Source organism: Pantoea rodasii, from assembly GCF_002095465.1.
Classification (GTDB): Bacteria; Pseudomonadota; Gammaproteobacteria; order Enterobacterales; family Enterobacteriaceae; genus Pantoea; species Pantoea rodasii.
In genome coordinates this window covers 1-22,205 of sequence record NZ_MLFP01000016.1, presented here as the reverse complement: position 1 = coordinate 22,205, position 22,205 = coordinate 1, and the positions used below count along the sequence as shown (strand labels likewise).

Below are 22,205 nucleotides of genomic sequence, written 5' to 3'. Positions count from 1 at the left end.
CGGAGAAACAGGGTGGGGCGTAGATCAACGCCCCACTCTTCATTAACTATTTGGCGCAACGCCATACTGTTTAAACCAGGCCAGCATGCGCGCCCAGCCGTCAGCGGCAGAATCCGCATGATAGCTCGGACGATAATCAGCGTTAAACGCGTGACCGGCTTCCGGATAGACCACGATTTCCGCTTTGGCATTAGCGGCATGCAGCGCCTGGCGCATTTTATCAATGCTTTCTAACGGGATGCTCTGATCCTGACCGCCGTACAAACCCAGCACCGGTGCGTTGAGATCCACCGCAACATCAATCGGATGCTTCTGCTGCTTCAGCGTTTTTTCACCGTCTAAGCGGCCGTACCAGGCTGCGGCGGCACGCACCTGAGGGTTGTGCGCAGCAAACAGCCAGCTGATGCGTCCCCCCAGCAGAAACCAGTGATCGCCATACGACGAATATCGCCATCGTGGCGTGCTGCCCAGTTGGCAACATGATCAAGATCCGACAGGACCTGTGAATCGGGCACTTTACTCACCAACTCTTTAAACAGGGTAGGGATATCACTGTAATCAGAGGGATCGCCTTCACGGAAGTAGAGTTCAGGTGCCACCGCCAGATACCCTTCCAGCGCCAGACGGCGACAGATATCTTTAATGTGCTCGTGAACGCCAAAAATTTCCTGCACCACCAAAACCACCGGCAATTTGCTTCGTAATCTTTCGGACGCGCGAAATACGCAGGTAAATTTTCGCCCTGGCTGGGAACGGAAGTCTCACCGGTATGGATCGCGTCGCTGGATGTGGTGATAGTGCTGTCTGCGATGGGCTGAACGGCCGGGGCAAAGCCGCCGGTGGGTGATTTATGTGCCATATTGTCTTCGGTTTTCATTATTCTCTCCGTGCTAGCAAGTGCGCAATCACGTAACTATAGCCTGGCTCAGAAGCAAGGCTGATGTAGGGTTCAGAGGGATAAGTACTTATGTTCTTCTTCTCTATTAACATTGCCGCCCGGACTAGCACAGTACCGCTTGTAGCAATTCAGAATTGCCGAGCCTCAATGTGTGATGTAAGTCGCATAATGTTTTTCTGATAATGTAAGTTTCATTATCGATAGTGAAACTAGTCACATATTTATGCCGCTCTCTGACGTAGAGTGACGCGCACATCCCTTATCTATCAGGAGTCTGTTATGGCCCAGTCTGACGTTTTCCACCTTGGTATCACCAAAGCCGATTTAAAAGGCGCCACGTTGGCTATCGTTCCCGGCGATCCGGAGCGGGTGAAAAAAATCGCTGCGCTGATGGATAACCCACAACATCTCGCCTCGCATCGTGAATTCACCACTTATCTGGCGGAAGTGGATGGCAAGCCGGTGGTGGTGTGTTCAACCGGTATCGGTGGCCCATCAACCTCTATTGCGGTGGAAGAGCTGGCTCAACTCGGCGTGCGTACTTTCCTGCGTGTGGGCACCACCGGCGCGATCCAACCCAATATCAATGTAGGTGATGTGCTGGTGACCACCGCTTCGGTGCGTCTTGACGGTGCCAGCCTGCACTTTGCGCCGATGGAATTCCCGGCGGTGGCAGATTTCACCTGCACCACCGCGCTGGTGGCCGCAGCAGAAGCCTGTGGCGCCAAAACCCACATCGGAATTACCGCGTCTTCTGACACCTTCTACCCAGGCCAGGAACGTTACGATACTTTCTCAGGACGGGTGGTGAATCGCTTCCAGGGCTCAATGCAAGAGTGGCAGCAAATGGGGGTCCTTAACTATGAGATGGAATCCGCTACACTGTTAACCATGTGCGCCAGTCAGGGGCTGAGAGCGGGTATGGTGGCGGGCGTTATCGTTAACCGTACGCAGAAAGAAATCCCGGATGCGGTGACCATGAAACAGACCGAAAGCGATGCGGTGAAGATTGTCGTAGAAGCCGCGCGTCGCTTAATTTAGTGCGCAAGGCAGCGGGCATTTACAGATAGGAAATCACCCTGCTGCCGTCACATTGCGCACGTTTTTCAGCTGATACTGAGAAAACAACTATGCGCAAAATGGTTTCTGCTCCTCGTCCTGTCCTTAACAATGCTCCCGCAGCGGCCCAATCTCGTATAGAGAACGTGGCAGCACGTTTTCGTCAGGCGATGGCGGCCTCTGACTTTCCTGTTGCTCGCCAGTGCTGTGAAGAGGTGCTGCGTGTGATGCCCCACAATATGCAGGTGCTCAGCGATTATGCGCTGACGCTGATGCGCGTGGGCGAGTACAAAAAATCCTATAAAACCTACTTAAAGATCTATCAGGCACCGGCGGCACAGCGTGCGCAGGCATCTGAAACCTGGCTGGATGGCTTAACCGAAGTGTGTGGCTGGCTGGGCAAGTCCGACGAAGTGGCGCGTTATGGCCGCGAGTCGCTGGAACAGTCTGACGCGATTTTTCGTCAGGGTCACGCCGTCGCCTATCCAGCTGATGCACCGCCGCCTTTCAATCCTTCGAATCCAACTGAAAACATCATCTCCTTCAGCCTGTACGGTGGCCAGCCGCGCTACTGTGAAACGCTGATCAAAAATATCGAGGTCGCACGCGAGCTTTATCCCAACTGGATCTGCCGTATCTATCTTGACGACAGCGTGCCGCAACATGTCTGGCAGCGTCTCAAGCAGCCGAATACCCAGCTGGTGGATATGTCGCATGAGAAGACCATTTTCCCCACGCTGTGGCGCTTTTTGGTGATGGATGACCCGAGCGTAAAACGTTACATCGTGCGTGATGCCGATTCGTTGCTATCGGAACGAGAAGTGGGCGCGGTGGAAGCCTGGCTCCAGTCGCCATGCTGGTTCCATCATATGCGCGACTACTTTACCCATACCGAACTGCTGCTGGCGGGCATGTGGGGCGGCTGTCATGGCGTGTTTCACAATGTTGAGCAGCAGATGCGTGATTTCATCGCCCAATACAGCGGCAGTGAGCGCTTTACTGATCAGTACTTCCTCAAAGTGGCGCTATGGCCGACAGTGCGCGAAAGCCTGCTAAATCATGACCACATCTTCCAGTTCCATCATGCCCAGCCGTGGCCCGCACATCCGCCAATTCGCTGGCAAACCGATCGTTTCCACGTCGGCAGTAACGCCGGTTACTCCAGCATGGCGGGAAAAGTGGAAAATGCGGATAACGGCTGGCAGCAGGTTGAACTGACGCACGACGGACAAAGCTGGTGCTATCCCGCCAGAGTAAAAGACAGCGAATGGCTGTTACCGATGCCGTTTTTCCTGATCGATGCCTGGAAGGCAGGGGATTTGACGGTGAAAGCGCTATAACCCTCTGGACATTTATACAGTAGGGACTTACCTTTTCCCTCAGCGAAACGATCCGCGGGGGGATTATGGATCAGCAACTTATCATTAGCGGCGCGCTGGCGTTGGCCGGATTGGCCATTGGCTGGATAGTGGCTCAGCTGCGTGCCGGGCACCAGCACGCCAGCTTCACCACCGAACGCCGCCTGCTGGAAGAGGCGCAACAGCGCCAACAGCAGCAGCTCGAACACCTTCAACAGCAAATTCAGCAGCGCGAGCAGGAACTGCGTCAGTTGCATGGCGCGCTCAGCGGTGCCCAGGAAAAACTGCAACAGCTGGATTACTGGCGTGGCGAGAGTGAACAGCTCAATCGAGAACTGCGTAACCAATTGGAAGTGAATAGCGCTCAGGAAGCCGAGTTGCGTGAAGTCACTATTCGTCTGGAAGAAACGCGTTTCGGGGCGGAAGAGAAGCAGCGCCTGCTCACCAACAGCGAGCAGCGACTCAGCGCGCAGTTTGAGAATCTGGCCAATCGCATCTTTGAAAACAGCGGACGCCGCGTGGATGAGCAGAACCGTCAAAGCCTGAATGGTTTAATCGGCCCTTTGCGAGAACAGCTGGATGGTTTTCGCCGTCAGGTGACCGACAGCTTTGGCCAGGAAGCCCGTGAGCGGCATACCCTGGCACATGAAATCCGCCAGCTGCAGCAGCTGAATGCGCAGATGGCGCAGGAAGCGGTCAATCTCACCAAAGCGCTCAAGGGCGACAACAAAATCCAGGGTAACTGGGGCGAAGTGGTGTTGGCGCGGGTGCTGGAAGCGTCTGGCTTGCGCGAAGGCTACGAATATCAAACCCAGGTCAGCGTGCAGTTGGAACAGCAAGGCAGGATGCAACCGGATGTGATCGTGCGGCTGCCGCAGGGCAAAGATGTGGTGATTGATGCCAAAATGACGCTGGTGGCTTACGAACGCTATTTCAATGCGGAAGATGAAGCCACGCGCGAGCAGGCGATTCAGGAGCACGTGAATGCCATGCGCGGCCATATTCGGCTGCTGGGGCGAAAAGATTATCAACAATTGCCCGGTTTACGCTCTCTGGATTATGTGTTGATGTTTATCCCGGTCGAACCGGCGTTTTACTGGCGATCGATCGCAACCGGAGTTGATCAGCGAAGCGCTGCAGCAGAACATCATGCTGGTGAGCCCGACGACACTGCTGGTGGCGCTGCGCACTATCAACAACCTTTGGCGCTACGAGCACCAGAGCCGCAACGCGCAGCGCATCGCCGATCGCGCCACCCGGCTGTATGACAAAATGCGGCTGTTTGTGGATGACATGAGCGGCATCGGTCATAGCCTCGACAAGGCGCAGCACAGTTATCATCAGGCAATGAAAAAGCTGTCAGAAGGGCGCGGCAATCTGATTGCACAAAGCGAATCCTTCCGTGCGCTGGGCGTGGAGATCAAACGACCGATCAATCCGCAACTGGTAGAGCAAGCGCAGCCGGAAGAGGCGGATGAAGATTGGGCGGACGATCCCAAGCCTGATGAAAATGCGGCAGATTCCTCCAGCGCTTCGCTGCGCCGCATCAACGAATAGCACGGTGGTCACGTGCTCGCGTAGCGCGACTCTGATACACTTCGGCAAGAATTGTTTGTGGAACAGGTAAAACCGATGGCAGATGAATCACAGCAGGAAACTACCCATTTTGGCTTTCAGACCGTCGCGAAAAGCGAAAAGGTTGATAAGGTCGCGGACGTGTTTCATTCCGTCGCGGCAAAATATGACCTGATGAACGATTTGATGTCGTTTGGCATCCATCGTGTCTGGAAGCGTTTTACCATCGACAGCAGCGGTGTGCGTCGTGGGCAGCGCGTGCTGGATCTGGCCGGGGGAACCGGTGATCTCACCGCGAAATTCTCCCGCTTAGTGGGCGAAACGGGTCAGGTGGTACTGGCGGACATTAACAGCTCAATGCTGAAAATGGGTCGCGAGAAGCTGCGCAATATGGGCGTGTCAGGCAACGTCAGCTATGTGCAGGCCAACGCCGAAGCACTGCCGTTCCCGGATAACTATTTCGATTGCATCACCATCTCATTCGGCCTGCGTAACGTCACCGAAAAAGAGAAGGCGCTGGCCTCAATGTTCCGCGTGCTCAAGCCAGGTGGACGTCTGCTGGTGCTGGAATTCTCCAAACCGCTGCTTGAACCGCTGAGCAAAGCGTACGACACCTATTCATTCCACATTTTGCCGCGCATTGGGCAACTGGTGGCGCAGGATGCGGAAAGCTATCGCTATCTGGCGGAATCCATTCGTATGCATCCCGATCAGGAAACCCTGAAGGCGATGATGAACGATGCCGGATTTGAAAATACCACCTACTTCAACATGACTGGCGGTATTGTGGCACTGCATCGCGGCTTTAAGTTCTGATTCATCATGACTTTTACCCCGCTTATTACCGGCGGTCTTGAGACCGCCCTCAATCGTGTTCTCTATCGCGACCGCAGCCTCAAAGCCGCGCGTCAGCGCCTGGTGGGCAAAGTGCTGAAGCTGCGCCTGCAGGAGCTGGATTTCCCGCTGGTGCTGGTGTTCAGTGAATCGCAGTTGGACGTGTTGAGTGACTGGCAAGACAGCGGCGATTGCAGCGTCAGTTTGCGTCTTAGCACCTTGCCAAAACTGCGCGATCGCCAGCAGTTGACCCACTTAATCCGCAGCGGTGAACTGGACGTCGAAGGTGATCTGCAGGTTGTTCAACAGTTCTCCGCGCTGATGGATCTTGCCGAGCTTGATCCGGCCGAGTATCTCGCACCGTGGATAGGCGACATTGCGGCACAAGGCGTTAGCCAGGCGGCACAGCAGGCACTGAAATTTGTGCAGCAACAGGTCACTCGCCGCCAGGATTACCTGGGCCAGGTGTTGACTGAAGAGTGGCGTGTCGCGCCCGGTGCGTTGGAACTGGCGTGGTTCTGCGAGGAAGTAGAAGCGATGGAACGTTCGCTTAATGCGTTTGAAACGCGTTTAGCACAGCTGGAGGCGAAATGACGCTGGGAGAAATTCGGCGCTTATACTTCATCATCAAGATCTTTCTCACCTACGGGCTTGATGAACTGATTCCCCATATGCGCATTACGTTGCCGATTCGAATCTGGCGACGCTGCATTTTCTGGATCCCCAACAAGCACAAAAACGAATCAACCGGTGTACGTATCCGTCTGGCGATGGAGCAGCTTGGCCCGGTTTGGATCAAATTTGGGCAAATGCTTTCCACGCGCCGCGATCTCTTCCCACCGGCCATCGCGGATGAGCTGGCGGTTTTACAGGATCGCGTCGCCCCGTTTGATGGTCTTAAAGCCCAGCAGCAGATTGAGAAAGCCATCGGTGGCCCGGTAGAGACCTGGTTCGATGATTTTGATATCAAACCGCTGGCTTCTGCTTCGATTGCGCAGGTCCACACTGCCACGCTGAAATCCAACGGCCGTGACGTGGTGATTAAAGTGATTCGTCCGGACATCCTGCCGGTGATCAAAGCTGACATGAAGCTGATCTACCGCATGGCGCGCTGGGTCCCGCGGTTACTGCCGGATGGTCGTCGTCTGCGCCCAGTTGAAGTGGTGCGCGACTACGAAAAAACCTTGATTGATGAACTCAATCTGCTGCGTGAATCGGCGAATGCGATTCAGCTGCGCCGTAACTTCGAACAGAGCCCGATGCTGTATGTGCCGGAAGTGTTCTCGGATTACTGCAGCGAGTCGATGATGGTGATGGAGCGCATTTACGGCATTCCGATTTCCGATGTGGCGACGCTGGAGAAACATGGCGTCAACATGAAGCTGCTGGCGGAACGCGGTGTGCAGGTGTTCTTCACCCAGGTGTTCCGCGATAGCTTCTTCCACGCTGATATGCATCCCGGCAACATCTTCGTGAGCTATGACCATCCTGAAGATCCGCAATATATTGCCATCGACTGCGGCATTGTCGGCTCGCTGAATAAAGAAGATAAGCGCTATCTGGCAGAGAACTTCATTGCCTTCTTTAATCGTGATTACCGCAAAGTGGCCGAGCTGCACGTGGACTCAGGTTGGGTGCCGGCGGACACCAATGTGGAAGATTTTGAGTTCGCCATTCGTACCGTTTGCGAACCCATCTTTGAAAAACCGCTGGCCGAGATCTCGTTTGGTCACGTGCTATTGAACCTGTTCAACACCGCGCGTCGCTTCAATATGGAAGTGCAGCCGCAGTTGGTATTACTGCAGAAAACGCTGCTCTACATCGAAGGCATTGGCCGCCAGCTTTATCCGCAGCTTGACCTGTGGAAAACCGCGAAGCCGTTCCTCGAGGATTGGATCAAAGATCAAATCGGCATTCCTGCAATCCTGCGTGCGGTGAAAGAGAAGGCACCGTTCTGGGCGGAGAAGCTGCCGGAGTTGCCAGAACTGTTCTACGACAGCATGCGCCAGCACAAACGGTTGCAGCACAGTGTCGACAAGCTGGTTACTGACATGAGCGCGCAGCGCACGCGCCATCACAAGGCGCGTTATCTGTTTGGCGTAGGGGCTACACTGTTATTAAGTGGCACCGCGGTGCTGTTAAGTCGCCCTGACTGGGATTTCTTCCCGGCACTATTAATGGCGGCTGGCATCGTCACCTGGCTGATAGGTTGGCGCAAGACAAACTGATTGTTTGCCTGGTGCAAATCGCGTAATGTCGCAAGCTAAAGCCCGAATTCATACGGGCTTTCTGTGCGTTACAATCAAGAGTTTTTCACAGAATATTAGAGGCATATCTCATGGGCGGTATCAGTATTTGGCAATTGTTAATCATTGCCGTCATTGTTGTACTTCTGTTCGGTACCAACAAACTTCGCAACCTGGGTTCGGATTTGGGTTCTTCCATTCGTGGCTTCAAAAAAGCCATGGGCGATGAAGACGATAAAAAGGATCAGCCTAAAGACCAGGATGCTGACTTCAACGCCAAAACTCTGGCAGACAAACAGCAAACCTCGGCGAGCAAAGACGACGCCCGGGATAAGTAAGGGTTAACTGTGTTCGATATTGGTTTTAGTGAACTGGTATTGGTGTTCGTTATCGGGCTGATTGTTCTTGGCCCGCAACGATTACCGGTTGCGGTGAAAACTGTCGTGGGCTGGATTCGGGCAATTCGCTCACTGGCAGCAAATGTGCAAAACGAACTGGCGCAGGAACTGAAACTGCAGGAATTGCAGGACAGCCTGAAAAAGGTCGAAGAGGCGGGTCGTGGCTCGCTATCGCCGGAGCTGAAAGAGTCGATGGAAGAGCTGCGTAAAACTGCCGATTCCATGAAGCGTTCTGTGCAGCAGAGTATCGATATCGAGAAAGCGGAAGATGAAGCTAACACCATTCATCAGCCGCAGCCTGCAGGTGCACCTTCTGCGCCGGTAAGCCAGCCTCCGGTAACGCCAGCGGCGGCGGAGCATCAGGCCAGCGCTCCAGCTCAGGCACCTCAGCCCGTGACGTCAGAGCATCAGGCCAGCGCTCCAGCTCAGGCACCTCAGCCCGTGACGTCCGTGCATCAAGCCAGCGCACCAGCTCAGGCGCCTCAGTCCGTGACGTCCGTGCATCAAGCCAGCGCACCGGCACAGGCACCTCAGCTCGTGACCACCGCCACGGCGGAAACGGCGACACCCGCCCGCACCTCGCAAGAGACGATGCCCACTCCCACCGTAAAAGATGAACGATAAACATGGCCGTTGAAGATACCCAACCGCTCATCAGCCACCTGATTGAGCTGCGTAAGCGTCTGCTGAACTGCATTATTGCGGTGTTTGCTATCTTTTTGTGCCTGGTCTATTTCGCCAACGACATCTATCACTTGGTGGCCTCGCCGCTGATTAGCCAGATGCCGGCCGGTGCCAGCATGATCGCCACCGATGTTGCATCGCCGTTCTTTACACCGATCAAACTCACCATCATTGTGTCGGTGTTTTTGGCGGTGCCGGTGATTCTGTATCAGGTCTGGGCATTTGTGGCACCCGCGCTGTATCGCCATGAACGTAAGCTGGTGATGCCGCTGCTGTTCTCCAGTACGCTGCTGTTCTACGTCGGCGTCGCGTTTGCTTACTTCATTGTGTTCCCGCTGGCGTTTGGCTTCTTTGCCAAAACCGCGCCACAGGGCGTCACCATCGCCACCGATATCACCAACTACCTCGACTTCGTGATGACCATCTTCATGGCGTTTGGCGTGGCGTTTGAGGTGCCGATTGCGATTGTACTGCTGTGCTGGACCGGGATTACCTCGCCAGATGATTTGCGTAAGAAACGTCCTTATATGCTGGTTGGCGCGTTCGTTGTTGGGATGTTGCTCACACCGCCGGATGTTTTCTCGCAAACTTTGCTCGCTATTCCGATGTACTGCCTGTTTGAAGTCGGCGTATTCTTCTCTCGCTATTATGTGGGTAAAGGGCGCAAAGCGTCAGATTCAGAGGATGAGGAACAGAACACCGAATCCTGATGTCCTTTAAGCAGGGCATCCCGCAAGCGAGCGGGATGATGATGAATCTAAGCCGCCCGTTATGGGCGGTTTTTTTATCCGTCATACTTTGAGCAGCTGGTGTGTTGGCTACACTCGTTCGCCCGAATCACTTACTTGAGTAAGTTCATCGGGCCTCTCTCGTTTGCCGCCTTCCTGCTGCTCAAATTATTTAGGATATTGTCTGGAGAGAGCTATGTTTGATATCGGTGTAAACCTGACCAGCACGCAATTCGCAAAAGACCGCGAGCAGGTTGTGAAACGTGCGCGCGCAGCAGGCGTCACCGGCCTGCTGATTACCGGCACCAATGCGCTCGAGAGCCAGCAGGCGCGTCAGTTGGCGGCACAACATGCCGGCTACTGCTGGTCAACTGCGGGTGTGCATCCGCATCACGCCAGTGAATGGTCGGCGGAGACGGCGAGTACGCTGCGTCGTCTGGCGGAGAGTGAACAGGTGGTGGCGATTGGCGAATGCGGGCTCGATTTTAACCGCAACCTCTCCGCACACGATCAGCAGGAATACGCCTTCGATGCGCAGCTGGCGCTGGCGGCCGAGCTGCAGCTGCCGGTGTTTCTGCACTGCCGCGAAGCCCACGAGCGCTTTATCGCGGTGCTGGAGCCCTGGCTGCCGAAATTAACGGGGGCGGTGGCGCACTGTTTTACCGGCACGCGTGAGGAGCTGGAAGCGTGTCTGGCGCTGGGCTTATCGGTGGGAATTACCGGTTGGGTGTGCGATGAGCGACGTGGTCTGGAACTGCGTGAGTTATTGCCGCTGATTCCAGCCGACCGGCTGTTGCTGGAAACCGATGCACCTTATTTGCTGCCGCGTGATATGCATCCGCGTCCGCCGTCGCGCCGCAATGAGCCGTGTTTCTTGCCGCATATCGTGCAGCAGGTGGCGAACTGGCGTGGGGAAGAGGCGGAAACGCTGGGCGCGCAGGTTAATCACAATGCGCGTCAGCTGTTTAAGCTGGCTTAGAGCTTGCGGAACTGCTTGTTATCCACGCTGCGCATCACTTGTTTATTCAGCAGGTTGAGCAGCAGAACCGAGCGGGTTTCGCCATCGGGCTCGGCAAAGATAGCGCGCAGCCCTTCGAAGGTCCCTTCGGTGATGATCACTTCATCACCGCTTTGGGGCGTTTCCGGGTCCAGCATAATTTGCGGCGCATCGGTTTGCAGCGCTTCAATCACTACGCTGGAGACCGTGGCAGGCTGAGTGCCAAAGCGCACAAAGTGGCTGACGCCGCGCGTGCTGCTGATGGTGGTGGTGTGAATCGCTTCCGGATCGAATTCGATAAACAGATAGTTGGGAAACAGCGGCTCACTCACGGTGGTGCGTTTACCGCGCACAATCTTTTCCAGAGCGATCATTGGGCTGAGGCAATTCACCTCTTGCCGCTCAAGATGCTCTTTCGCGCGCAACAGCTGTCCACGTTTGCAATAGAGTAAGTACCAGGATTCCATAACTGCTCCCAAATAATGGACGCTAAGAATAACAAACCTGCTGTCAGAGTTATAGCGCATCGGCCAGCGGAATCGCGGCTGTGAAATAAAAATCACTACGATTTTCCGATTGGTGCGGCTTATTAACGCTTTCTTGCAAGAAAATTGACGGCTGATGACCATCTGTATCAGACTCCTTCTCCATCTTTCGCTTGAATTTGAAAAAGGACTGGCTGATGGAACTGTTCTTATTAAGCAACGGCAAAGTGGCCGATGATGCGCCACTGCTGAGCTACGCTCACCCGCAACTGCATGCGATGATTGCTCAGCGCGGCATCACATCGGCCGTGCTGGTGCCCTATGCCATTATTCGTGGCGATCATGCACAGCGCGCGCAAGACTTGTCTGACTCACTCGGTATCGAAGTGAAAACCGTGCACGAGTTCGCCTCTCCGGTCGCCGCGATTGAACAGGCCGAAATGATTTTGGTGAGTGGCGGCAACACCTGGTTCCTTAACCAGATGCTGCATGAACACGGACTGATCGTGGCGATTCAGCGTGCCGTGCGCGAGCGCGGTGTGCCTTACGTCGGCTGGAGCGCCGGTTGCAACGTAGCCACGCCATCGATTCGTACCACCAACGATATGCCGGTCCGCAGCAGTGTGGTGTTACCCGCGCTGGGTCTGTTCCCGGTGCAGATTAATCCACACTACCTGGATGCGCACGTCAGCGGGCATATGGGAGAAACGCGTGATGAGCGTCTGGCTGAGTTCTGCGCGGTCAATCCGCATGAGTCAGTGATCGCCTTGCGCGAAGCCAGTTTCCTGCACGTCAGTGAAAACCGCCTGCGCTATTACAGCGCGCGTGGTGAGGATTTCAAGGTGTTCCGCCATGGTGAGCCGATTGCGGCACATCACGATGTGCTGGCTATTCAGTCGCTGGTGCCTTTCTCCTGCCAGCCAGCTTGAACCACAAACCACAACACGCCAGCGTCAATCAGACCTATAATGGCCGATTCACTCTGGCTGGAAGCTAACGCCGCATGAAATATCAGGATTTACGAGACTTCCTCGCGTTGCTGGAGCAGCGCGGCGAGTTAAAGCGCATCACTCAGGAAATCGATCCTGAGTTAGAGATGACCGAAATTGCCGATCGCACCCTGCGTGCGGGCGGTCCGGCGCTGCTGTTTGAGAACCCGAAAGGGTATGACATGCCGGTTTTGTGCAACCTGTTCGGCACACCAAAGCGTGTGGCGATGGGCATGGGGCAGGAAGAGGTCAGTGCGCTGCGTGAAGTGGGCAAGCTGCTGGCGTTTCTGAAAGAACCCGAGCCGCCAAAAGGGTTTCGCGATCTGTTCGATAAGATGCCGCAGTTCAAACAAGTGCTGAACATGCCGACCAAGCGCCTGCGCAATGCGCCGTGCCAGGAAGAGGTGTTCAGCGGTGATGATGTTGATCTGTCGCGCATTCCGGTGATGAAGTGTTGGCCGGGCGATGCCGCGCCATTGATTACCTGGGGTTTGACCGTCACGCGTGGCCCGCATAAAGAACGCCAGAATTTGGGCATTTATCGTCAGCAGGTGATTGGCAAAAACCGCCTCATCATGCGCTGGCTGTCACATCGCGGTGGCGCGCTGGATTTCCAGGAGTGGTGTAAAGCCCATCCGGGTGAGCGTTTCCCGGTGTCCGTGGCGCTGGGCGCGGATCCGGCCACCATTCTAGGTGCGGTAACGCCCGTGCCGGATACCTTGTCAGAGTATGCGTTTGCCGGTTTGCTGCGCGGTAACAAACCGAAGTGGTGAAGTGCCTGTCGAACGAGCTTGAAGTGCCCGCCAGCGCAGAAATCGTGCTGGAAGGCTACATCGAACCGGGCGATTTGGCGCCAGAAGGCCCTTACGGTGATCACACAGGCTACTACAATGAAGTAGATAGTTTCCCGGTGTTTACCGTGACGCACGTAACGCAACGCCGCAACCCGATTTATCATTCAACCTATACCGGTCGTCCGCCAGATGAACCTGCGGTGTTGGGCGTAGCGCTGAATGAAGTGCTGGTGCCGATTCTGATCAAGCAGTTCCCGGAGATTGTTGATTTCTATCTGCCGCCGGAAGGCTGCTCTTATCGCCTCGCGGTGGTGACGATCAAGAAGCAATATGCCGGGCATGCCAAGCGCGTGATGTTTGGCGTCTGGTCTTTCCTGCGCCAGTTTATGTACACCAAGTTTGTGATTGTGTGCGATGACGATGTTAATGCACGCGACTGGAACGATGTGATTTGGGCGATCACCACGCGCATGGATCCGGCGCGCGATACGGTGATGGTGGAAAACACGCCAATCGATTACCTCGACTTCGCCTCGCCGGTTTCCGGGCTGGGCTCAAAGATGGGTCTCGATGCCACCAATAAGTGGCCAGGTGAAACCACACGCGAATGGGGCACGCCGATTGTGAAAGATCCGGCGGTGACTGCGCGCATTGACGCAATTTGGGATGAGTTAGCTATCTTTGCCGAGCCGCCGCAGCGCTAATGGCGGCAGAAAACCAAAAAAAGGGCATGTATGACGACGTTAAACTGCAAAGTCACTTCGGTTGAAGCCATTACGGATACCGTGTACCGCGTCCGTTTGATTCCGGCGGCGGATTTTAGCTTCCGTGCGGGTCAGTATCTGATGGTGGTGATGGATGAGCGTGATAAGCGCCCGTTCTCACTGGCTTCTACGCCAATGGAAAAGGACATCATTGAGCTGCACATTGGTGCATCAGACCTGAACCTCTATGCGATGGCGGTGATGGATCGCATCAAGAACGATCGTCAAATTACCGTGGATATGCCGCACGGTGACGCCTGGCTGCGTGAGGACAGCGATCGCCCGATCATTCTGATCGCCGGCGGCACCGGTTTCTCCTATGCACGCTCAATTCTGCTGACGGCGCTGGCGCAGCAGCCCGATCGCGATATCGCCATTTACTGGGGCGGCCGTGAACTGATGCATTTGTACGATCTGGATGAGCTCAATGCATTGGCGGTGAAGCATCCTAATCTGAAGGTCATTCCGGTGGTGGAACAGCCGGCAGACGATTGGACCGGACGCAGTGGCACCGTATTAACGGCGGTGATGCAGGATTACGCGACACTCAGCGATCATGACATCTATATCGCGGGTCGTTTTGAGATGGCGAAGATTGCACGTGAGCGTTTCTGTGCGGAACGCGGTGCGGTTGAAGCGCAGATGTTTGGCGATGCGTTTGCCTTCATTTGAGTAAAAACCCGCCCGAAAGGGCGGGAACACGTGCTTCAACGTATTAAACGCGTTCGAACACCGTCGCGATGCCCTGGCCCAAGCCAATGCACATGGTCGCCAGACCAAACTGCGCATCACGACGTTCCATCAGGTTGAGCAGCGTAGTACTGATTCGTGCCCCCGAACATCCCAGCGGATGCCCCAGCGCAATCGCGCCACCATTCAAATTCACTTTTTCATCGAGCTGATCCAGCAATCCCAAATCCTTAATGCACGGCAGCGTCTGCGCAGCAAAGGCTTCGTTCAGCTCGAACAGATCGATATCCTGTACGCTTAATCCGGCCCGTTTCAGTGCCAGTTTGCTGGCCGGCACCGGACCGTAACCCATGATGGAAGGATCACAACCGACCACCGCCATGCTGCGAATACGTGCACGTGCGGTCAGGCCGAGTTCACGGGCACGGCTTTCGCTCATGATCAGCATCGCTGCTGCGCCGTCAGAGAGCGCGGATGAGGTACCGGCGGTGACGGTGCCGTTAACCGGGTCAAACGCGGGACGCAGCGCAGCCAATCCCTCCAACGTCGTTTCTTCACGAATCACTTCGTCCGTTTCATAACGTTTCAACACGCCGTCCGCATCGTGGCCATACGTCGGCACAATTTCGCGTTTAAAATCGCCGCGCTGTGTCGCGGCCCAGGCGCGTTGATGTGAACGCAGCGCGAAAGCATCCTGCTGCTCACGAGTAATGTGATGCATGCGCGCCAGCATTTCGGCGGTTAAGCCCATCATGCCGGCGGCTTTGGCGACGGTGCGACCCAGACCAGGGTGGAAATCAACGCCGTGGCTCATCGGCACATGCCCCATATGTTCAACGCCGCCAATCAGGCAACTCTGCGCATCGCCTACCATAATGGCGCGTGCCGCATCGTGCAGCGCCTGCATCGACGAACCACACAGGCGATTCACCGTGCTGGCCGGTACGCGGTGCGGAATTTCTGCCAGCAGTGCCGCGTTACGCGCAATGTTGAAGCCCTGCTCCAGCGTCTGCTGCACGCAACCCCAAATGATGTCATCCAGAGACGCGGGATCAACGCCCGGATTACGGCTCAGCAGTTCTCGCATCAGATGCGCCGACAAATCTTCCGCGCGTACCTGACGAAACGCGCCACCTTTTGAACGGCCCATCGGTGTGCGCACGGCATCAACAATGACTACTTTTTCCATTTTCTCCACCTCAGGCACTTTGCAGTGTCGCTTCGTCAATCGGTTGGGCTGCGGGATACCAGCTTTGATGCTGGTGGGCTTTCTGCATTAACAGTTCTGGTAACGCATACAGCGGACCCAGCGCGGTGTAACGTTTGGCCTGATCGACCACATTGCTGATGCCAAGCGTGTCCATATAGCGGAAGGCGCCGCCACGGAACGGTGGGAAACCGAGGCCGTACACCAGCGCCATATCGGCTTCAGCCGGTGAGGCGATAATTTTCTCTTCGAGGCAACGCACCACTTCGTTAAGCATCGGCAACATCATGCGGTTGGCAATGTCTTCATCGCTGAACACGCGTTTCAGCTCGCAAATCGGTTCCAGCAGCGCATCAACAGCCGGATCGGCTCTCTTCTGGGCTTTGCCCTTTTTATCTTGCTCCCACTGATAAAAGCCCTGGCCGTTTTTCTGGCCGTAACGTTTGGCTTCAAACAGGACATCAATCGCGTCGCGGTAATCTTTCTGCATGCGAGAAGGGAAGCCCTGCGCCATCACCTGTTGTGCATGATGAGCGGTATCAATGCCCACCACATCCAGCAACCACGCTGGGCCCATCGGCCAGCCGAACTGTTTCTCCATCACCTTATCGATCTGACGGAAATCGGCGCCATCGCGCAGCAGCAGGCTGAAAGCGGCGAAGTAGGGGAATAGCACACGGTTCACAAAGAAGCCGGGGCAGTCATTCACTACAATCGGCGTTTTGCCCATCTTGCTGGCCCAGGCCACCACTTTGCTGATGGTCGCTTCGGCGGTCTGCTCGCCACGAATGACCTCAACCAGCGGCATGCGCGGCACTGGATTGAAGAAGTGCATGCCACAGAAGTTTTCAGGACGCTGCAACGATTGCGCCAGTTGGCTAATTGGGATGGTGGAAGTATTAGAGGCGAGAATGGCGTCGTCACGCAGGTGCTGCTCGGTCTCAGCCAGCACTTTGGCTTTGATCTGCGGATTTTCGACCACGGCTTCGACCACCACATCGGTGCGCTCGAAACCGGCGTAATCCAGCGTGGGCTGAATCGTCGTCAGGACGCTCGCCAGTTTGGCTCCGTCGATTTTTCCGCGTTCCAGCTGCTTATTCAGCAAGTTACTGGCTTCCGTCATCCCCAGCGTCAATGCCTGCGGATTAATATCTTTCATTTTTACCGGCACGCCTTTCCACGCCGATTGATAGGCAATGCCGCCGCCCATGATGCCCGCGCCCAACACCGCGGCTTGCTGTGGTGCACCGGCTGCGCTGCTGTGTTTCTTCGCCAGGCCTTTGACATACTGATCGTTCAGGAAGATACCGACCAGCGCGCGCGCCACATCGCTTTGCGCCAATGGCACGAACGCAGCGGTTTCCAGTTTCAATGCATCGTCACGACTTAAACCGGCTGCCGCTTCAATGGTCTTCACTGCGGTGATGGGCGCGGGGTAGTGTTTACCTGCGGTTTGCATCACCATGCTTTTGGCAATGGTGAAGCTCATCGCCGCTTCAATCGGGCTGAGTTTCAGGGCGCGAGCTTAGGCGCACGGCGCGCCTGCCAGCTGCCTTGCGCGATGGCATCCTGCAGCATAGTCAGCGCTGCCGCGCGCAGTTTTCACTGCTCACCACAGCATCGACCAAACCGAGTTGTAAGGCGCTGCTGCCATCAACATCTTTTCCGGCGGCGATGATCTCCAGTGCGCTATCGGCACCGAGCAACCGTGGCAAGCGCACGCTGCCGCCAAAGCCTGGCATGATACCGAGTTTGGTTTCCGGTAAACCGATACGAGCCGTCGCTGTGGCGACGCGGAAATCCGTTGCCAGCACGCACTCACAGCCGCCGCCCAGCGCGTAGCCGTCAATCGCGGCTATCGTCGGTACCGGTAAATCTTCCAGGCGATTAAAGATGCTGTTAGCGAATGTAAGCCACTGGCTTAACTTCTCTTCTGGCGCATCAAACAGCGACAGGAATTCGGTGATGTCGGCACCAACGATAAACGCCGATTTGGCTGACGTCAGCAATAAGCCACGGAGTTCGGGCTGTTGCTCCAGCACGCTGAGGGCTTCGCCCAATGAGGCGACTGTTTTGGTATCGAGTTTGTTCACTGAGCCGGGGGCATTGAAAACCAGCTCGGCAATGCCATCGTCAAGCCAGTGAACTGAAAGGGTATCGCCTTGGTAGAGCATGTCCGTCTCCTGAAACCGCGAAAGGTGATCTGGTCATACCAGATGAGTTGGAGTGTGGGCGGCATGTTAATTTTTTGCAAACGAGTCTTTGCTTATTTGATACGCCGATCACAGCGCGTGCAGCACGGCAACGGACTTGAGGCTGTGCTACACTGCGGCCAATTTCGCGATATTGGAGACAAGTCCATGGATTCACTGAAAACCCTGTATCACGCGCATATCAATACGCTGCAACAGCGAGCGCAACAGGTGCTGGCACGGTACAAACTGGATGCCATGTTGATTCATTCCGGCGAGCTGTTGACCGTTTTTCTCGACGATCACGACTACCCGTTTAAGGTGAATCCGCAGTTCAAAGCCTGGGTGCCAGTGACGCAGGTGCCAAACTGCTGGCTGTGGATCGATGGCGTCAACAAGCCAAAACTGTGGTTCTACTCACCGGTGGATTACTGGCACAACGTTGAACCGCTGCCCAACAGCTTCTGGACACATGATGTCGAGGTTGTAGGACTGAAAGATGCCGATGATATTGCGCAGTTGTTGCCTGCTCAGCGCGACAATGTGGCTTATATCGGACCCGTGCCATCTCGCGCTACGCAGCTCGGTATTAACAGCGAGCGCGTGAATCCTAAAGGTGTCATCGACTTCCTTCATTATCATCGCAGCATCAAAACCGACTACGAGCTGGCCTGTATGCGCGAAGCGCAGAAGCTGGCGGTCGCGGGGCATCGCGCGGCAAAAGAAGCCTTCTTCTCCGGAATGAGCGAGTTCGATATCAACCAGGCGTATCTGACCGCAACGGGCCATCGTGATACGGATGTGCCGTACGGCAATATCATCGCGCTCAATGAACATGCTGCGGTGCTGCACTACACCAAGCTCGATCATCAGCCACCGGCAAAGCGCCATAGTTTCCTGATTGATGCCGGTGCGGAGTACCTTGGCTATGCCGCCGACCTGACGCGCAGCTATGCAGCACAAAGCAAATCGCGTTATGCCGAAATGGTAGAGGCGATGAATAAAGAAGAGCTGGCGCTGATTGCGACGCTGAAAGCGGGCGTGCGTTACACCGATTACCACCTGCAAATGCATCAGCGTATTGCCCGTCTATTATTGAAGTTCGATCTGGTGAAGGGTCTGACTGAAGAAACGCTGGTGGCCGAAGACCTGACCGGCCCATTCATGCCGCACGGTTTGGGACATCCACTCGGCTTGCAGGTGCACGATGTAGCCGGCTTTATGCAGGATGACAGCGGCACGCACTTGGCCGCACCGTCACAATATCCTTATCTGCGCTGTACCCGTGTGCTGGAACCGGGCATGGTGCTGACCATCGAACCAGGCTTCTACATCATTGATTCACTGCTGGCGAAACTGCGCGGTGGTAAGTACAGCCAGTACTTTGACTGGCAGGCGATCGACGCATTGAAACCGTACGGTGGTATTCGTATCGAGGATAATGTGGTGATTCACGCCAATCGCGTTGAAAACATGACGCGCGATCTGCATCTGGCCTGATGAATGCGTACGATATTCCCGCTGAGGCCGTGAGCCTCAGCGAGGAAACCATCAAGAAAAGCCGCTTTATCACCTATTTGGCGCATACCGATGGCGCTGATGCTGCACGTGCCTTTGTTCAGCAGGTGAGACAGGAGCATCCTGCTGCCCGTCATCATTGCTGGGCGTGGGTCGCGGGTGAGCCGGATGATTCGCAGCAGCTGGGCTTTTCCGATGATGGAGAGCCTTCAGGCACGGCGGGCAAACCGATGCTGGCGCAGCTTATGGGCAGTGGCGTGGGAGAAATTACCGCCGTGGTGGTGCGTTATTATGGCGGCATCATGCTGGGGACCGGCGGATTAGTGAAAGCCTACGGCGGCGGTGTGCAGCAGGGGCTGAAGCAACTGGCGCGCGGGCGTAAAGTGCCGATGCAATCTTTTACTCTGCAATGTGACTATGCCCAGTTAAGTGATATTGAGCGTCTGTTGCAACGCTTTGACGGCATCATCGAAGAGAGCCATTATCAGGATCGTATCGCGCTACGTCTGGCGTTGCCGCATCCGCAGATTGATGGCTTTCGGCAAAACCTTTCTGATTACAGCCGGGGCGCGCTGACGCTCATCCCGCTGGATAACTAAAAGCATCTGTTTAAAGGAACGGCTGAATGCATTTTCGCGCCATTACCCGCATCGTGGGCCTGTTGGTGATTTTATTCTCGGTAACCATGATCCTGCCGGGGCTGGTGGCCTTAATTTATCGCGATGGTGCCGGACGCGCCTTTAGCCAGACATTTATGATGGCGATTGTGATTGGATCGCTGCTGTGGTGGCCGAATCGCAAAAAGAAAACGGAGCTTAAACCGCGCGAAGGCTTTCTCATCGTCGTGCTGTTCTGGACCGTGTTGGGCAGTGTCGGTGCGATGCCCTTTATCTTTGCTGAACAGCCGCATCTCTCGATCACTGATGCTTTCTTTGAATCCTTCTCCGGGCTGACCACCACCGGTGCGACCACCTTAGTCGGCCTCGATACGCTACCGAAGGCGATTCTGTTTTATCGTCAGATGCTGCAATGGCTGGGCGGTATGGGGATCATTGTCCTGGCGGTGGCCATCTTGCCAATTCTTGGCGTGGGCGGCATGCAGCTTTATCGCGCTGAAATGCCGGGACCGCTGAAAGATAACAAAATGCGCCCGCGTATTGCGGAAACGGCTAAAACGCTGTGGCTGATTTACGTGTTGCTCACCGTGGCCTGTGCCGTGGCACTGTGGCTGGCGGGCATGCCGGTGTTTGATGCGATTGGCCATAGCTTCTCAACCATCGCGATTGGCGGCTTCTCCACTCATGATGCAAGTATTGGCTACTTCAACAGTCCTACCATCAATACCATTGTGGCGGTGTTCCTGCTGATCTCGGGTTGTAACTATGGTCTGCATTTCTCTTTATTAAGCGGTCGTAGCCTCAAAGTTTACTGGCGCGATCCCGAATTTCGCATGTTTATTGGCGTACAGCTGACGTTAGTGCTGATCTGTACGGTAGTGCTGTGGTTTCACAACGTTTATGCCAGTGGCTGGCAGACATTGAATCAAGCCTTTTTCCAGGTGGTCTCGATGGCGACTACCGCAGGCTTTACCACCGATAGCATTGCGCGCTGGCCATTGTTCTTGCCGGTGCTGCTGTTGTGCTCTGCTTTTATCGGCGGTATGGCCGGATCGACCGGCGGTGGCTTGAAGGTGATTCGTATTCTGCTGCTGTTTAAGCAGGGATCGCGTGAGCTGAAGCGTTTAGTGCACCCTAATGCGGTTTACACCATTAAGTTGGGCAATCGCGCACTGCCGGAACGTATCCTCGAAGCGGTGTGGGGTTTCTTCTCTGCTTATGCACTGGTGTTCTTGCTCAGCATGCTGGCGATTATCGCGACCGGCGTGGATGACTTCTCCGCTTTTGCTGCAGTGGCTGCCACGCTGAACAACCTTGGGCCAGGCCTGGGCGTTGTGGCGGACAACTTCACTTCAATGAATGATGTCGCTAAGTGGATTTTGATTTTAACCATGCTGTTTGGGCGTCTTGAGGTGTTCACACTGCTGGTTCTGTTCACTCCGACCTTCTGGCGTGAATAAGGGAAACAGGATTATCTAATGAAAGCATTGATTCTTTATTCCAGCCGCGATGGGCAAACCCGTGAGATCGCGGCGCGTATTGCGCAGACGTTAGCGCCGCACCAGCTGTGTGACGTGATTGATTTACTGGCGGCTCAGCGTGTTGATTGGGCGCAGTACGATCGTGTGCTGATTGGTGCCTCTATTCGCTACGGGCGTTTCCATCCTGCATTAATGAAGTTTGTGACTTTACATAAGGCACAGCTGCAACAACGTGTCAGCGGTTTCTTCAGCGTTAATCTGACCGCGCGTAAAGCGGATAAGTGTTCCCCTGCGACGAATGCCTATACAAGCAAGTTTCTGACACTCTCTCCCTGGCAGCCCGATTGCTGTGCGGTGTTTGCCGGCGCGTTGCGTTATCCCCGCTATCGCTGGTTTGATCGCGTCATGATTCAACTGATTATGCGCATGACAGACGGTGAGACCGATACGTCTAAAGAAGTTGAGTACACCGATTGGAATAAAGTGGCGGTTTTTGCCCAGGATTTTGTGCAGTTACCAGGCAAATCGTTGTGAAATAGAGCGTTGTGGCTAAATTTAGGTCGAACGATCATTTTTTTGCAATAATCCCTTGTCAGCCAGAATCAACTCCCTATAATGCGCATCCACTGAGACGGCAAAGCGGCAACGCAGACGACTCAGCAGGGCGTGAAGAGATTCACCCCGCCGGAGA

17 protein-coding genes and 4 pseudogenes are annotated in these 22,205 nt (G+C 55.2%); 17 read left to right on the top strand and 4 right to left on the bottom strand.

Annotation, left to right across the window (positions count from 1 at the left end):
• Positions 1-42 precede the first annotated feature (42 nt).
• Positions 43-877 (bottom strand): annotated as a pseudogene (locus HA45_RS17790) (dienelactone hydrolase family protein).
• A 300-nt stretch (positions 878-1,177) separates the two neighbouring features.
• Here HA45_RS17790 and udp point away from each other — a divergent pair.
• From udp to tatD, 10 genes and pseudogenes are all read left to right on the top strand, one after another.
• Entirely contained in the window at positions 1,178-1,939 is a 762-nt protein-coding gene (gene udp / locus HA45_RS17785) for a uridine phosphorylase (RefSeq protein WP_084933275.1), read from the top strand.
• A gap of 89 nt (positions 1,940-2,028) precedes the next feature.
• Complete coding sequence (locus HA45_RS17780; RefSeq protein ID WP_100701447.1) at positions 2,029-3,297, top strand: tetratricopeptide repeat protein; 1,269 nt, start codon at positions 2,029-2,031, stop codon at positions 3,295-3,297.
• 65 nt (positions 3,298-3,362) lie between these two features.
• Positions 3,363-4,872: pseudogene (gene rmuC, locus HA45_RS17775) on the top strand (DNA recombination protein RmuC).
• Between the two features lie 75 nt (positions 4,873-4,947).
• A complete protein-coding gene (gene ubiE / locus HA45_RS17770; RefSeq protein WP_100701445.1) occupies positions 4,948-5,706 on the top strand; it encodes a bifunctional demethylmenaquinone methyltransferase/2-methoxy-6-polyprenyl-1,4-benzoquinol methylase UbiE in 759 nt (252 codons plus the stop codon).
• A gap of 6 nt (positions 5,707-5,712) precedes the next feature.
• The gene (gene ubiJ, locus HA45_RS17765; RefSeq protein WP_100701444.1) at positions 5,713-6,318 is read left to right on the top strand and encodes a ubiquinone biosynthesis protein UbiJ; all 606 of its coding nucleotides are present in this window, start codon (positions 5,713-5,715) and stop codon (positions 6,316-6,318) included.
• Positions 6,315-7,952: a ubiquinone biosynthesis regulatory protein kinase UbiB gene (ubiB, locus tag HA45_RS17760; RefSeq protein ID WP_100701443.1), complete on the top strand. Its 1,638-nt coding sequence runs from the start codon at positions 6,315-6,317 to the stop codon at positions 7,950-7,952. Before ubiJ ends, ubiB begins: the two co-directional genes overlap by 4 nt.
• A gap of 110 nt (positions 7,953-8,062) precedes the next feature.
• Positions 8,063-8,308: a twin-arginine translocase TatA/TatE family subunit gene (gene tatA / locus HA45_RS17755; protein WP_100701442.1), complete on the top strand. Its 246-nt coding sequence runs from the start codon at positions 8,063-8,065 to the stop codon at positions 8,306-8,308.
• A gap of 9 nt (positions 8,309-8,317) precedes the next feature.
• Positions 8,318-8,992, top strand: a complete 675-nt coding sequence (gene tatB, locus HA45_RS17750; protein ID WP_169718927.1) for a Sec-independent protein translocase protein TatB — start codon at positions 8,318-8,320, stop codon at positions 8,990-8,992.
• A 2-nt stretch (positions 8,993-8,994) separates the two neighbouring features.
• Positions 8,995-9,762: a Sec-independent protein translocase subunit TatC gene (tatC, locus tag HA45_RS17745; RefSeq protein WP_100701441.1), complete on the top strand. Its 768-nt coding sequence runs from the start codon at positions 8,995-8,997 to the stop codon at positions 9,760-9,762.
• 214 nt (positions 9,763-9,976) lie between these two features.
• Entirely contained in the window at positions 9,977-10,759 is a 783-nt protein-coding gene (gene tatD, locus HA45_RS17740; RefSeq protein WP_100701440.1) for a 3'-5' ssDNA/RNA exonuclease TatD, read from the top strand.
• Here tatD and rfaH read toward each other — a convergent pair.
• The gene (rfaH, locus tag HA45_RS17735) at positions 10,756-11,244 is read right to left on the bottom strand and encodes a transcription/translation regulatory transformer protein RfaH (protein ID WP_100701439.1); all 489 of its coding nucleotides are present in this window, start codon (positions 11,242-11,244) and stop codon (positions 10,756-10,758) included. The genes tatD and rfaH overlap by 4 nt on opposite strands.
• Positions 11,245-11,459: 215 nt before the next feature.
• Here rfaH and pepE point away from each other — a divergent pair, with 215 nt between their 5' ends.
• From pepE to fre, 3 genes and pseudogenes are all read left to right on the top strand, one after another.
• Positions 11,460-12,191, top strand: coding sequence for a dipeptidase PepE (pepE, locus tag HA45_RS17730; protein WP_100701438.1), 732 nt, complete (start codon positions 11,460-11,462; stop codon positions 12,189-12,191).
• Positions 12,192-12,265: 74 nt separating this feature from the next.
• Positions 12,266-13,749 (top strand): annotated as a pseudogene (gene ubiD, locus HA45_RS17725) (4-hydroxy-3-polyprenylbenzoate decarboxylase).
• A 30-nt stretch (positions 13,750-13,779) separates the two neighbouring features.
• Positions 13,780-14,481: an NAD(P)H-flavin reductase gene (fre, locus tag HA45_RS17720; RefSeq protein WP_100701436.1), complete on the top strand. Its 702-nt coding sequence runs from the start codon at positions 13,780-13,782 to the stop codon at positions 14,479-14,481.
• A 43-nt stretch (positions 14,482-14,524) separates the two neighbouring features.
• Here the strand turns inward: fre and fadA are convergent, their stop codons facing one another.
• Both fadA and fadB read right to left on the bottom strand, forming a co-directional pair.
• Positions 14,525-15,688, bottom strand: coding sequence for an acetyl-CoA C-acyltransferase FadA (gene fadA, locus HA45_RS17715; protein ID WP_100701435.1), 1,164 nt, complete (start codon positions 15,686-15,688; stop codon positions 14,525-14,527).
• 10 nt (positions 15,689-15,698) lie between these two features.
• Positions 15,699-17,880, bottom strand: a pseudogene (fadB, locus tag HA45_RS17710) (fatty acid oxidation complex subunit alpha FadB).
• 186 nt (positions 17,881-18,066) lie between these two features.
• Between fadB and pepQ the strand changes: the two are divergent.
• Genes pepQ through hemG form a run of 4 tightly spaced genes read left to right on the top strand, consistent with a single transcriptional unit; the run spans position 18,067 to position 22,048 of the window.
• Positions 18,067-19,398, top strand: a complete 1,332-nt coding sequence (gene pepQ, locus HA45_RS17705) for a Xaa-Pro dipeptidase (protein ID WP_100701433.1) — start codon at positions 18,067-18,069, stop codon at positions 19,396-19,398.
• Entirely contained in the window at positions 19,398-20,015 is a 618-nt protein-coding gene (locus HA45_RS17700) for an IMPACT family protein (protein ID WP_100701432.1), read from the top strand. Before pepQ ends, HA45_RS17700 begins: the two co-directional genes overlap by 1 nt.
• Before the next feature lie 26 nt (positions 20,016-20,041).
• Positions 20,042-21,493 (top strand): Trk system potassium transporter TrkH, encoded by a 1,452-nt coding sequence (gene trkH, locus HA45_RS17695; protein WP_100701431.1) that lies wholly within the window; start codon positions 20,042-20,044, stop codon positions 21,491-21,493.
• An 18-nt stretch (positions 21,494-21,511) separates the two neighbouring features.
• Positions 21,512-22,048, top strand: a complete 537-nt coding sequence (gene hemG, locus HA45_RS17690) for a menaquinone-dependent protoporphyrinogen IX dehydrogenase (RefSeq protein ID WP_100701430.1) — start codon at positions 21,512-21,514, stop codon at positions 22,046-22,048.
• The last annotated feature ends 157 nt before the right edge of the window (positions 22,049-22,205 follow it).

Bases quoted from the DNA above. Each gene is read 5' to 3' on its own strand.
- trkH (WP_100701431.1), top strand. From the start codon at position 20,042: ATGCATTTTCGCGCCATTACCCGCATCGTGGGCCTGTTGGTGATTTTA.
- ubiJ (WP_100701444.1), top strand. From the start codon at position 5,713: ATGACTTTTACCCCGCTTATTACCGGCGGTCTTGAGACCGCCCTCAAT.
- HA45_RS17700 (WP_100701432.1), top strand. From the start codon at position 19,398: ATGAATGCGTACGATATTCCCGCTGAGGCCGTGAGCCTCAGCGAGGAA.
- tatA (WP_100701442.1), top strand. From the start codon at position 8,063: ATGGGCGGTATCAGTATTTGGCAATTGTTAATCATTGCCGTCATTGTT.
- ubiB (WP_100701443.1), top strand. From the start codon at position 6,315: ATGACGCTGGGAGAAATTCGGCGCTTATACTTCATCATCAAGATCTTT.
- pepQ (WP_100701433.1), top strand. From the start codon at position 18,067: ATGGATTCACTGAAAACCCTGTATCACGCGCATATCAATACGCTGCAA.
- fadA (WP_100701435.1), bottom strand. From the start codon at position 15,688: ATGGAAAAAGTAGTCATTGTTGATGCCGTGCGCACACCGATGGGCCGT.
- ubiE (WP_100701445.1), top strand. From the start codon at position 4,948: ATGGCAGATGAATCACAGCAGGAAACTACCCATTTTGGCTTTCAGACC.
- pepE (WP_100701438.1), top strand. From the start codon at position 11,460: ATGGAACTGTTCTTATTAAGCAACGGCAAAGTGGCCGATGATGCGCCA.
- udp (WP_084933275.1), top strand. From the start codon at position 1,178: ATGGCCCAGTCTGACGTTTTCCACCTTGGTATCACCAAAGCCGATTTA.
- HA45_RS17780 (WP_100701447.1), top strand. From the start codon at position 2,029: ATGCGCAAAATGGTTTCTGCTCCTCGTCCTGTCCTTAACAATGCTCCC.
- rfaH (WP_100701439.1), bottom strand. From the start codon at position 11,244: ATGGAATCCTGGTACTTACTCTATTGCAAACGTGGACAGCTGTTGCGC.
- tatD (WP_100701440.1), top strand. From the start codon at position 9,977: ATGTTTGATATCGGTGTAAACCTGACCAGCACGCAATTCGCAAAAGAC.
- tatC (WP_100701441.1), top strand. From the start codon at position 8,995: ATGGCCGTTGAAGATACCCAACCGCTCATCAGCCACCTGATTGAGCTG.
- hemG (WP_100701430.1), top strand. From the start codon at position 21,512: ATGAAAGCATTGATTCTTTATTCCAGCCGCGATGGGCAAACCCGTGAG.
- fre (WP_100701436.1), top strand. From the start codon at position 13,780: ATGACGACGTTAAACTGCAAAGTCACTTCGGTTGAAGCCATTACGGAT.